The sequence below is a fragment of the Pseudoroseomonas cervicalis genome, assembly GCF_030818485.1.
Classification (GTDB): domain Bacteria; phylum Pseudomonadota; class Alphaproteobacteria; order Acetobacterales; family Acetobacteraceae; genus Pseudoroseomonas; species Pseudoroseomonas cervicalis_A.
Window position 1 is genome coordinate 217,953 of sequence record NZ_JAUTAJ010000005.1, and the last position, 11,708, is coordinate 229,660.

At 70.2% G+C, this 11,708-nt stretch carries 10 protein-coding genes; 2 read left to right on the forward strand and 8 right to left on the reverse strand.

The window, feature by feature from the left end:
• Window positions 1–14 precede the first annotated feature (14 nt).
• The 6 genes from QE401_RS22595 to deoC form a co-directional block, all read right to left on the reverse strand.
• A complete protein-coding gene (locus QE401_RS22595; protein ID WP_307140461.1) occupies window positions 15–1,103 on the reverse strand; it encodes an aldose 1-epimerase family protein in 1,089 nt (362 codons plus the stop codon).
• 1 nt (window position 1,104) lies between these two features.
• Window positions 1,105–2,097 carry an ABC transporter permease gene (locus QE401_RS22600; protein ID WP_307140462.1) on the reverse strand — a complete coding sequence of 331 codons (993 nt, stop codon included), beginning with the start codon at window positions 2,095–2,097 and terminating at the stop codon, window positions 1,105–1,107.
• Window positions 2,098–2,111: 14 nt separating this feature from the next.
• Window positions 2,112–3,104 carry an ABC transporter permease gene (locus QE401_RS22605; protein ID WP_307140463.1) on the reverse strand — a complete coding sequence of 331 codons (993 nt, stop codon included), beginning with the start codon at window positions 3,102–3,104 and terminating at the stop codon, window positions 2,112–2,114.
• Window positions 3,101–4,597 carry a sugar ABC transporter ATP-binding protein gene (locus QE401_RS22610; RefSeq protein ID WP_307140464.1) on the reverse strand — a complete coding sequence of 499 codons (1,497 nt, stop codon included), beginning with the start codon at window positions 4,595–4,597 and terminating at the stop codon, window positions 3,101–3,103. Before QE401_RS22610 ends, QE401_RS22605 begins: the two co-directional genes overlap by 4 nt.
• A 175-nt stretch (window positions 4,598–4,772) precedes the next feature.
• Complete coding sequence (locus tag QE401_RS22615; RefSeq protein ID WP_307140465.1) at window positions 4,773–5,828, reverse strand: autoinducer 2 ABC transporter substrate-binding protein; 1,056 nt, start codon at window positions 5,826–5,828, stop codon at window positions 4,773–4,775.
• A 39-nt stretch (window positions 5,829–5,867) separates the two neighbouring features.
• Window positions 5,868–6,569: a deoxyribose-phosphate aldolase gene (deoC, locus tag QE401_RS22620; RefSeq protein ID WP_307140466.1), complete on the reverse strand. Its 702-nt coding sequence runs from the start codon at window positions 6,567–6,569 to the stop codon at window positions 5,868–5,870.
• Between the two features lie 119 nt (window positions 6,570–6,688).
• Here deoC and QE401_RS22625 point away from each other — a divergent pair, with 119 nt between their 5' ends.
• Window positions 6,689–7,507, forward strand: coding sequence for a DeoR/GlpR family DNA-binding transcription regulator (locus QE401_RS22625; protein ID WP_307140467.1), 819 nt, complete (start codon window positions 6,689–6,691; stop codon window positions 7,505–7,507).
• 55 nt (window positions 7,508–7,562) lie between these two features.
• Entirely contained in the window at window positions 7,563–9,194 is a 1,632-nt protein-coding gene (locus QE401_RS22630) for an FGGY-family carbohydrate kinase (RefSeq protein ID WP_307140468.1), read from the forward strand.
• Window positions 9,195–9,233: 39 nt separating this feature from the next.
• Here the strand turns inward: QE401_RS22630 and QE401_RS22635 are convergent, their stop codons facing one another.
• On the reverse strand, window positions 9,234–10,190 hold the full coding sequence (locus QE401_RS22635) for an ABC transporter permease (protein ID WP_307140469.1): 957 nt from the start codon (window positions 10,188–10,190) through the stop codon (window positions 9,234–9,236).
• Window positions 10,187–11,707 (reverse strand): sugar ABC transporter ATP-binding protein, encoded by a 1,521-nt coding sequence (locus QE401_RS22640; RefSeq protein ID WP_307140470.1) that lies wholly within the window; start codon window positions 11,705–11,707, stop codon window positions 10,187–10,189. Before QE401_RS22640 ends, QE401_RS22635 begins: the two co-directional genes overlap by 4 nt.
• Window position 11,708: the final 1 nt, after the last annotated feature.

The following is an 11,708-nucleotide window of genomic DNA, read 5'->3' on the forward strand; positions in this document are numbered from 1 at the left end:
CGAAGCCGCTCCGTTCAAGCCAGGGATGAGATGGTGCCGGCCAGCCGCGCGGCGGCGTCCCGGTCGAGATAGCCGGCGCGCACGGCGAAGTCCGCGCGGCCCTTCGGCGGCAGCAGGCGCACATGGCCCTTGCGCTTCTCCGCCGCATAGCCCTCGGGCTGGCAGGTGGAGGGCAGCGCGAAGGCGGCCACCTTCTGGTCCGGGTCGTTCAGGATCCAGCGCACGCAATGCGGCAGCGCGGCCGGATCATAGGAGAGGGCGAAGCCATCGCCCTCCGGCCGCCGCAACATCAGATGCGTCCGGCCCTCGCCATCGCGGCCAAGGCCCGACAGGTAGAAGACCTGCTCCGGGTCGTAGAGATGCGGCTCGTCGAGCTTCGCCATGCGCGCCGGGTCGCTGGCCAGCGCGTCGATCAGCGCCAGATAGTCCGGATTGGGCGTGACATGCGCCGGCACGGCGCGGCGCACGGCGACGCGATCGGGCGTGTAGGGCGCGGCCTGCAGCAGCTCTGCCCCCGGCACGAAGGCGAAGTTGACGTGGCACATATACATCAGCTCCATCGGCTTGCCGGAGCGGTTCTCCACGGCGAGGCCGATGTCGAACAGGCTCTGCCCCGGGCGGAGCGTGACCGAGGGCTGGGCGAGGTAATGCGGGCCGAAGCCCATGACATGGTCGCGGGCGGAGACGGCACGCAGGAACGGGCCTTGCGCATCCTCGCCCCATTCCAGCCAGGCCGATTGCATCTCGGCGCAGGGGAATTCGCCATGCGGCGCGTGGTCATCCTCCGCCGTCGGCACGCCGTTGCGCAGCAGGCCGCTATGGAAGGCGAAGCAGCCATAGGTGCCGCCGATGACACTCGCCGGGCGCGGCATGTCGAAGCCGCTGGCCATGGTCAGGTCGACGCCATCGAAGCGCGCCGCCCAGATCATGCCGCCCATCCAGGGCAGGATCTCCACCAGGCCGCGCGCATTGGTCAGGCGCAGGGCCGAGACGCCGGACGGATAGCGGTGCAGCGTCGCGTGCAGCTCGCCGGCGGCGAAGACCTCCCGCGGGGCCTCGCCGCAGAGCGATGGGTGCAGGGGGATGGTGGCGGTGACGGCCATCTCAACTTCTCCGCATGCGCCAGGCGGCGAGGGCGATGGAGAGCAGCAGGAAGCCGCCCCAGATCAGGTCCACCAGGAAGTTGCTGAAGCGCATGATCTGCAGCCCGGAGGAGAGCAGCATCAGCGCCACCAAAGCGAGGGCGATGCCGGGCACCGAGCCCTTGCCGCCGGCCGGGTTGGTGCCGGCCAGCACCGCGATCAGCACCGCCTGCAGCAGATAGGAGGTGCCGTAATCCGACTTCGCCGCATTGGTGCGGCCGGAGAGCAGGATGCCGGCGATGGCGGCCAGGCCGCCGGTCAGCATGTAGGAGAGGAAGACGGTGCGGGCGCTGCGCAGCCCGGCGAAGACGGCGGCCTTCGGGTTGGTGCCGATCAGCGTCAGGTTGATGCCGAAGGCGGTGCGCGACAGCAGGAACCAGACCAGCCCGGCGACGACTACGAACACCACCAGCGGCGCGGCGATGCCGAACACCGTGCCATTGCCGATCTGCCCCCAGATCGCCGGGAAGCCCACCACCGCCGGCCCGCCGGTCAGCACCAGGCAGAGGCCGGTGAAGACCTGACCGGTGCCGATGGTGGCCAGGATCGGGGTGACGCGCAGCTTCGCGATCAGGAAACCGTTGATGGCACCGGCGACCAGGCCGACGCCGAGCGCAATGCCGATGCCGGCCAGCACCATGGGCAGCGGCAAATTCACCAGCTCCGGCCCGCGCGGCGCGCCGACGCTGTGGAAGAACAGCCCGGCCAGGATGCAGGCGAGGTTGGCGATGCCGATGACGGACAGGTCGATGCCGCCGGTCAGCATCGCCACCATCATGGCGATGGCCAGCAGGCCCAGCTCCGGCGCGATGAAGGTGATGGATTCGAAGACATAGGGGCGCAGGAACCGGTCCGGGTTCAGCGCCGCCATGCCGGCGAAGATCAGCACCGTCAGCAGCAGGAGCTGCAGCAGGTTGGTGTCGGCGCGGCGCAGGCGCTGCAGGAGTGCGGACATGCTCTCTCCCTCCCTCAGGCCAGGCGCTTGCGGTCGCGCCAGGCGGTGACCGCGGTGGCCGCGATGACGATCAGCCCCACCACCACACGCTGCCAGGTGGTGTCGACGCCCAGGATGATCAGGCTGTTGGTGATGACCACCAGCGTCAGCACGCCGAGCATGGTGCCGATCACCGTGCCGCGCCCGCCGAAGATGGAGGCGCCGCCCAGCACCACGGCGGCGATGACGTCGAGCTCCAGCCCCACCATGTCGCGCGGATTGGCGGTCCAGATCATGGCGCCGTGCAGCAGCCCGGCGAAGCCCGCCAGGGCGCCGGCCAGGCCATAGATGACGAAGGTGGTGCGGCGGATGTTGAAGCCGACGCGCCGCGCCGCCTCCACCCCGCCGCCCATGGCGTAGATGCCGCGGCCCAGCATGGTGTGGCGCAGCATCAGATGCACGGCGATGGCCAGCCCGGCATAGACCAGCACCATCGAGGACAGGCCGGCGACGCTGCCATCCGCCTGGGTCACATGCAGGAACTCGCCGCGGGCGAAATCGATGAGCTGCGGCGGCATCTGGCCGATATTGATCTGGCTGGTGCCGACCACGCCCAGGATGAAGCCGCGCACCGCCGTGCCGGTGCCGAGGGTCACGATCAGCGGGATCATGCGCAGGTAATGCACGAAGGCGGCATTCACCAGGCCGAGGCCAAGGCCGATGCCGCTGGCCATCAGGAAGGGCAGGATGACGCCGTCGAAGCCCCAGGCGATCATCGCCTTGATGGTCAGGTACATCGCCGCGATGGCGAAGGCCGGAAACGACACGTCGATGCCACCCGACAGCATGACCAGCAGCACGGCCAGCGCCAGGATGCCGGTGATGACGCTGGCGCGCATCAGGCTGAACAGGTTGGAGGGCTGCCAGAAGACCGGGTTGATGGTGCCGATCACCACCACCGCCAGCACCAGCACGGCGGCCACCATCAGCTCCGGATGGCGGCGCAGCGCATTGGCCAACCCGCTCATTGCAGCGCCCCCAGCTTGTCGCTCAGCGCGGCCTCGCTGGTGGTGGCGGCGTCCACCTCCTCCACCAGCCGGCCCCGGTGCAGCACCAGGATGCGGTTGCAATTGTCCACCAGCTCCGGCAGGTCGTCGGAGATCATCAGCACTCCCAGGCCGTGATTGCGGGCCAGTTCGCGGATCTTGCGGTGGATGCCGGCCTTGGAGCCGACATCGACGCCGACCGTCGGGCCGTTGAGGATGAGGATGCGCGGCTCGTTCAGCAGCCAGCGGCCGATCACCACGCGCTGGGCATTGCCGCCGGACAGCTCCGTCACCGGCCGGTTGCCCGTCGGGGTGGCGATGGCCATGGCGTCGATCATGCCGGCCGCCTCCCCCGCCGCGCGGCCGGATTGCACCACGCCGAAGCGGCTCAGCCGGTGGTGCGATGTGGCCAGCATGTTGCGGTCGATGGTGGCGGAGAGGAACAGGCCCTCGGTCAGCCGGTCCTCGGGCACATAGGCGATGCCGGCGGCGATGGCGTCCTGCACCGAGCGCAGCCGGGCGGCGCGGCCATCGATGCGGATCTGCCCCTCATGCCCCGGCTTCATGCCGAACAGGGCCAGGGCCAGCTCGGTCCGGCCGGAGCCGAGCAGGCCGGAAATGCCGACGATCTCCCCCGGCATCAGCCGGAAGCAGATTTTCTCCAGCTGACCGGGGACGCTGAGCTCGTCGACCTCGAGCAGCGGCGCGGCGGCGGCAGGGCCCTCCCAGCGATAGCCCTCGGCGGCGATCTCCTGCCCGGTCATGGCCCGGGTGATCTTCGCCTCGTCGAATTCGGCAATCGGCCCGGCCGCCACCACCTCGCCGCTGCGGATGACGGTCAGCCGCTCGCTGATCTCCAGCATCTCGCGCATCTTGTGGCTGACGAACAGCACGGCGATGCCGCGGCTCTGGATGTCGCGCACCACACGGAACAGCGCCTCGACCTCGCGCCCGGTCAGGGCGGTGGTGGGCTCGTCCATGATCAGCAGACGCGGGTCGGACATCAGCGCGCGGGCGATGGCGACCAGCTGCTTGCCGGCGGTGGGCAGCGTCTCCACCAGCGCATCAAGGTCGAGGGCGACGCCGAGCTTGCGCGTCGCCTCCTCGGCGATCCGGCGCACCCGGCGCCAGGAGACGATGCGGGTGCCCGCCTGCAGCTCCGTCGACAGCGCCAGATTCTCGGCCACCGTCAGATTCGGGAACAGGGAAAAATCCTGGTAGATGACCTGCACGCCGCGGGCGATCGCCTCGCGCGGCGTCATGCCCTCGATCTTCTGGCCGTCGATCAGGATCTCGCCGCGATCCGGCTGGTTGACGCCGGAGATGACCTTGATCAGCGTCGACTTGCCCGAGCCGTTCTCCCCGGCCAGGCAATGGATCTCGCCCCGGCCGATGGTCAGGGAGACATCCTTCAGCGCATGCACCGCCCCGAAGCTCTTGCCCAGGTGGCGCAACTCAATCAGCGGTCCACTCATCTTTCTTTCGGCTTCCGGTCATGGCCGGGACGGGAGTCGCGGCACGGGGGCCGGGCGCCTGGGCCCTGCCGGTCAGGGCAACCGCTCCCTTGAAACGGCGGAACGCAGCCATGGCCGCAGGGGCCGAGTGCCGCGTCCCGCCGCTCCACCAGGGAGCGGCAGCCCGAAAGAAATGTCAGAAATTGTATTGGGACATGTTGTCCTTGGTCACGCCGACCCAGCCCTGGCCGGCCAGCACGTTCGGGCGCTGGGCGTTCGGCGTCTCCAGCTTGTTGTAGCCGGCGAGGCCGAGATCGAGGCCGGCACCGATCGACTTCTTGGCCAGCGCCATCACCGCCATCACGTTCATGGCGTAGCCGGCGACCGCCGGATCCCAGAACTGGATGTACTGGATGTCGCCATTGCGCAGATACTGCCCGGCGACCGAGACCAGCCCGGTGCCGCTGAAGAACAGCTTGCCGGCCAGGCGGCGCTCGGCGATCAGGCGGCCGGCGCCGGCCGAGGTCGGCATCGGCGCGCCCAGGATGCCCTTCAAATCCGGATAGGCGGTCAGCACTTCCTTGAGCTTGTTGTAGTCGGTCGTCGCATCGTCATAGGTCTCGATGCGGCGGGTCGCCTCCTGCATGCGCGGGAAATGCTGCTTCTGGTAGGCGACGGCGCCGTCGATCCATTCCATCTGCGACTGCGAGGTCAGGCTGCCGACCGTCGCGACATACTTGCCCTCGCCGCCCATCTGCTGGCCCAGCACTTCCATCAGCTTGGCGCCATAGGCGTGGTTGTCGAAGGCCTCGATGTCGTAGTCGATGTTCTGCAGCCCGGCGGCCTCGTGCGAGATCACCACGATGCCCTGGCGGCGCGCCTTCTGCAGCACCGGCTCCACCGCCTCGACCGAGAAGGGCACGATGCAGATGGCGTCCACGCCCTGGGCGATCAGGCTCTCCACCAGCTGCACCTGGGCGGCGGCGTCGGCCTGGCTCGGGCCCACCATCCAGGTGTCGTGGCCCTGATCGGCGCCGAACTGCTTCACGCCCTCGCGCATGCGGTCGAACCAGGCGATGCCGTCGACCTTGACGACGGTCGCGATGACCTTCTTGCGCGCGGTGCGGGCGTTGATCTCGCCCGAGACCTTGCTGGCATCGACGGCCGCGCCCTGCGCCCAGGCCGGGCGGATGAGCGAGCTGGCCAGCAGGCCGCCGGCGGTGAGTGCGCCGAATTGACGACGGTTGATCATGGCTGTTCCTTCCCCGTGTCCTGCTCTGACACTGTCACATCAGTAGCCGGTGGCGGCGGGCTGCGCCGCGCCGGACACCAGCGCCACGCCCGAGCTCGCGCCGATGCGATTGGCCCCGGCGGCGATCATCGCCTGCGCCTGGGCCAGCGTGCGCACGCCGCCCGAGGCCTTCACCCCGATCCCCGGCCCCACCTCGGCGCGCATCAGGGCGATATCCGCCTCGGTCGCGCCGCCGGTGGAGAAGCCGGTGGAGGTCTTCACGAAATCCGCGCCCGCCTCGACCGAGAGGCGGCAGGCGATGCGCTTCTGCTCTTCGGTCAGCAGGCAGGTCTCGATGATGACCTTCAGCACCCGGCCCGGGCAGGCGGCGCGCACGGCGGCGATGTCGTCGCGCACCACATCCAGCCGCCCGTCGCGCAGCGCGCCGATATTGATGACCATGTCGATCTCGCCGGCGCCGTCGCGCACCGCCTGGGCGGTCTCGGCCGCCTTCACGGCGCTGGCGCTCGCACCCAGCGGGAAGCCCACCACCGAACAGGTCGCGACGCCGCTGCCCTGGAGCAACCCGGCGACGAAGGCCACGTTCACCGGATTGACGCAGACGGAGCAGAAGCCGTGCGCGCGCGCCTCCTCCGCCCAGCGGCGCAGCTCGGCCTCGCCGGCCTCCGGCTTCAGCAGGGTGTGGTCGATCAGCTTCGCCAGCGCGGCGGGTTCGACCAGCACGGGTTGCGCATGCGCCATCAGCGTCATTCCTCCGCGGCGGCCGGACCAGCCTTTCCCGCGTTTGTCAGTTTTTTAACACTTGTTATAATCCTCACACCAAGGCCCCGTGGCGTCAAGCGGCCTGGCTGGGAGGTGGGATGTCGGTGGCGGAAAAGCAGGGTCTGACGAGCCAGCGACGCGATGATCGTCTGGCGCGGCTGGAGGCGCTGCTGCAGGAAATGGGTCCGGCGCGGCTGGAGGAGGCGGCGCGGCGGCTTGGCGTGTCCTCCATGACGCTGCGGCGCGACCTGGCGCGGCCGGGCCTGGCGGAATCTCGCGGGCTGGCGCTGCTGGGCGGCCATGTGGTGCCCTCCAGCACCGGGGCGCGCCCCGGCCCCTATGCGCTGGAGCGCGAGCAGGACCAGCACGCCGCCGCCAAGCGCCAGGCGGCGGCGCTGGCGGCGCAGCTGGTGCGCGATGGCGACACGCTGTTCATCGATTGCGGCACCACCACGCCGCATCTGGTGGAAAGCCTGCCCGAGGGCCCGTCCCTGACCATCATCTGCTATGCGCTGAACATCGCGACCCTGCTGGCGCGCCGGCCCAACACGCGGCTGGTGCTGCTGGGCGGGCTGTACCATCCCGGCGCCACCACCTTCAGCTCCGACGAATCGCTGTCCAGCCTGCGCCGGTTGCGGGTGAACACCGCCTTCCTCTCGGCGGCCGGGGTCGATGCGGCGCATGGCGCCACCTGCGTCAATTTCAACGAGGTCCCGGTGAAGCAGATGGCGCTGGCCAGCGCCGGCCAGTCGGTGCTGGTGGTCGATGGCAGCAAGCTGGGCCAGCTGCGCCCGGCCTATTTCGCGCCGCTATCCGCCTTCACCCGCATCGTCACCGACGCCTCCGCGCCGGCCGCGCAGCAGGCGGCGCTGCGCCAGGCCGGCAGCACCCTGGACGTGGCGCCGGCCACGCCCTAACCCGCCCCTCCGCGGCCGGCCCCGCCGCCGCGCCACCACCCGAGGAGAGACTCGCATGCAGGACATCGTCATCGGCGTGGATGTCGGCACCGGCAGCGCGCGCGCCGGTGCCTTCACCCCGCAGGGCACGATGCTGGGCCAGGCGGCGCAGCCGATCCGCATGTGGCGGCCGCGGGCCGATTTCGTGCAGCAATCCTCGGACGACATCTGGCAGGCGGTCTGCGCCGCCCTGCGCGGCGCGCTGCGCGGGCTCGGCCCGGTGCGGGTGCTGGGCCTCGGCTTCGACGCCACCTGCTCCCTGGTCGTGCTGGACGCGGAATTCCGCCCGGTCTCGATCAGCCCGGAGGGCGAGCCCGAGCAGGATGTGATGGTCTGGATGGACCACCGCGCGGCCGCCGAGGCCGCGGCGATCAATACCGGCGAGCATGACGTGCTGCGCTATGTCGGCGGCCGCATCTCGCTGGAGATGCAGGCGCCGAAGCTGCTCTGGCTGAAGCGGCACCGGCCGCAGGCCTGGGCGCAGGCGGCGCATTTCCTCGACCTGCCCGACTACCTGACCTGGCGGGCCACCGGCAGCCTGGCGCGCTCGCTCTGCTCCACCGTCTGCAAATGGACATATCTGGGGCATGAGGGGCGCTGGGACGCCGATTTCTTCCGGAGCATCGGCCTGGGCGAGCTGGCGGAAGAGGGCTTCCGCCGCGTCGGCACCGAGATCCTGCCGCCCGGCCAGCGCCTCGGCGCGCTGGGGGCGGAGGCGGCGGCGGCGCTCGGCGTGCCGCCGGGCATCCCGGTCGGCGCCTCGGCGATCGACGCGCATGCCGGCGGGCTCGGCGTCATCGGCGCGGCGCTGGGCGGCGTGGCGCCGGAGGCGGCGGCGCTGAACCGGCGCGTGGCGCTGGTGGGCGGCACCTCCTCCTGCCACATGGCGGTCTCGCCCGAGGCGCGCTTCGTGCCCGGTGTCTGGGGCCCCTACCATTCCGCCATGCTGCCCGGCTTCTGGCTGAACGAGGGCGGGCAATCGGCGACCGGCGCGCTGATCGACCATGTCATCACCACCCATGCTGCCTACCCCGCCATGGCCGACGCCGCGAAGCAGGCCGGCGAGACCATCTACCAGGCGCTCAACCGAAAACTGAAGGAAATGGCGGAAGGGCTGCCCTTCCCCGCCCTGCTGACCGAGGGGCTGCATGTGATGCCGGATTTCCACGGCAACCGCTCGCCCCGCGCCGATGCCTCGCTGCGCGGCATGGTCTCCGGCTTGCGGCTGGCGGCGGGGGAGGAGGATCTGGCGCTGCTCTATCTGGCGACGGTGCAGGCCGTGGCCTATGGCACGCGCCACATCATCGAGGCGATGAACGAACAGGGCTATGCCATCGACACGGTGATGGCCTGTGGCGGCGGCACCAAGAACCCGGTCTTCCTGCGCGAGCATGCGGACGCCACGGGCTGCCGCCTGGTGCTGCCGCGCGAGCCGGAGGCGATCCTGCTGGGCGCCGCCATGCTGGGCGCGACGGCCGGGGGTGTGCACGGCTCCCTGGCCGCGGCGATGGCGGCGATGAGCGGCGCCGGCGCGGTCATCGATCCGGGCGAGGATGCGGTGCGCCGCTACCACGACGCCAAATATGCCGTGTTCCGGCGCATGCATGACGACCAGCTGGCCTATCGCGCGCTGATGCAGGCGCGCTGAGGCGCGGCGGGCGCGGAGAGATCCCCCGCGCCCGCCCGCTCAGGCCGTGGCGAGCGCCGCCTTGCGCCGCCCAAGCTGCTGGTCCGCCAGCACGCCGAGCAGGATGACGCTGCCCATCACCGCGAAGTTCAGCGAGGAGGGGATGCCCAGGATGTTCACCAGATTCTGCAGGATCTGCAGCAGCACCGTGCCCAGCACGATGCCGAGCACGCTGCCCTCCCCGCCGCGCAGCGAGCAGCCGCCCAGCACCGCGGCGGCGATGGCGTAGAGCTCGTAGAAATTGCCGAAGGAGGAGGGCGAGACCGAGCTGGTGTAGAAGACCAGCAGCACGGTGGAGAGCCCGGCCAGCAGCCCGCCCAGCAGATAGGCGCCAATCACCACGGCGCGGGTGTCGATGCCGGAATGCCGCGCCGCTTCCTCGTTGCGGCCGACGGCGTAGAGATAGCGGCCGAAGACCGAGCGGTGCAGCAGCACGCCCACGATCACTGCCACCACGATCAGCGCGATGAAGGGGTGCGGGATGCCGAAGCTGCGGCCGGAGGCCAGCCAGGTCAGCATGTCGAGGTCCCCGGCATAGCCGAAGCCCATGGTGCCGTCCTGGGTGTAGTAGCGCGCGGCGCCGCGATAGATCAGCAGCCCGCACAGCGTGACGACGAAGGGCTGCATGCCGAGCCGTGTCACCAGCAGCCCGTGCAGCGCCCCCAGCAGCAGGCCGAGGCCGAGCACGATCAGCACCGCATAGGGCCAGAAGATCTCGTAATTCACCAGCAGGTCGACGAAGATGACGCCAAGCAGCGCGAACATCGCGCCGACCGAGAGGTCGATGCCGCCGGTGATGATGATCAGCCCCTGGCCGATGCTGAAGATGCCGAACAGCCCGATCAGATTGGCCATGTTCAGCAGGTTGACGGTGGAGAGGAACAGCGGGTTCAGCACCGCCGTGATGGCGCCGATGACGATCAGCAGCCCGGCCAGGCCCAGATCCTTGCGGCTCATGCAGCTTCCTCCTCGTCATGCCCGATCGCCAGGCGCAGCACCGCCTGCTCGCTGAACAGGTCGCGGTTCAGGATGCCGCTGATGCGGCCCTCATGCATCACGGCGATGCGGTCGGAGACGCCGATCACCTCTTCCATGTCGCTGGAGATCATCAGGATGGCCACCCCCTCATCGGCCAGCGCGCGCATCAGCGCGTAGATCTCGCCCTTGGCGCCGGCATCGATGCCGCGCGTGGGCTCATCGAACAGGATCACCCGGGGCGCCATGCTGAGCCATTTGGCCAGCACCACCTTCTGCTGGTTGCCGCCCGACAGCGTGCCGGCGGCGACACCGACATTCGGCGCCTTGATGCGCAGCGAGCGCGCCTGCGCCTCCGCCACCTTCCATTCCTCGCGCCGGTCCACCAGGAACAGCCGCGAGAAGCGGCGCAGCGAGGCCAGGCTGACATTCTCGGCGATCGGCAGGGAAAGCACGAGCCCCGCCGCCTTGCGGTCCTCCGGCGCCAGATAGATGCCGGCGCGCACCGCATCGCGCGGCGAGGCCAGGCGCAGCGGCTGGCCATCCAGCGTGATGCGGCCGCCGCGCAGCGGATCCAGCCCGAACAGGGTGCGCGCCAGCGAAGTGCGGCCGGCGCCGACCAGCCCGGCCAGGCCCAGGATCTCGCCGGCGCGGATCTCCAGATCCGCCGTGGCGGCGGGGAAGGAATCCGTCACCACCCCTTCCAGCTTCAGCCCGCCCGGCCCCGGCGCGCGGCGCGGCGGGGTGTAGAGGGCGCGCAGCTCCCGCCCGATCATCAGCCGGATCATCGCCGCATGGGCGATCTCGCCACGCGCCAGCGTGCCGGCCATCCTGCCGTCGCGCAGGCAGACGACCCGGTCGGCGCAATCGACGATCTCGGCCAGACGATGGGTGATGTAGATGATCGAGGTGCCGGCGGCGCGCAGCTCATGCACCAGGGAGAGCAGCCGCGCCGTCTCCGACAGGGTCAGGGACGAGGTCGGCTCGTCGAAGATGATGATGCGCGCCTCGGCCGCCAGCGCCTTGGCGATCTCGACCAGCTGGCGCTGCGCGATGGAGAGTTCGGCGACCGGCGTGTCCGGCAGGAAATCGGCGCCGAGCCGCGCCAGCAGCGGCGCCACACGCTCGCGCGCCGCCTGGCGGTCCACCAGCCGCAGCGGGCCGCCACGCAGCGGCTCGCGCCCGAACAGCACATTGGCGGCGACGTCGAGATTGTCGAAGAGGTTCAGCTCCTGGTGCACGAAGGCGATGCCGGCGGCCTGCGCATCGGCGACCGTCAGGCGGGACCACTCCGTCCCGCCCACCCGGATGCGGCCGGCGCTGGGGGCGACGACGCCCCCCAGCACCTTCATCAGCGTCGACTTGCCGGCGCCATTCTCGCCAATCAGGCCGAGCACCTCGCCCGGCATCAGATGCAGGCTGACATCATCCAGCGCCCGCACACCGGGATAGCTCTTGCCGATGCCCTCGAGCGACAGGATCGGGGTCGCTCCCTGCATG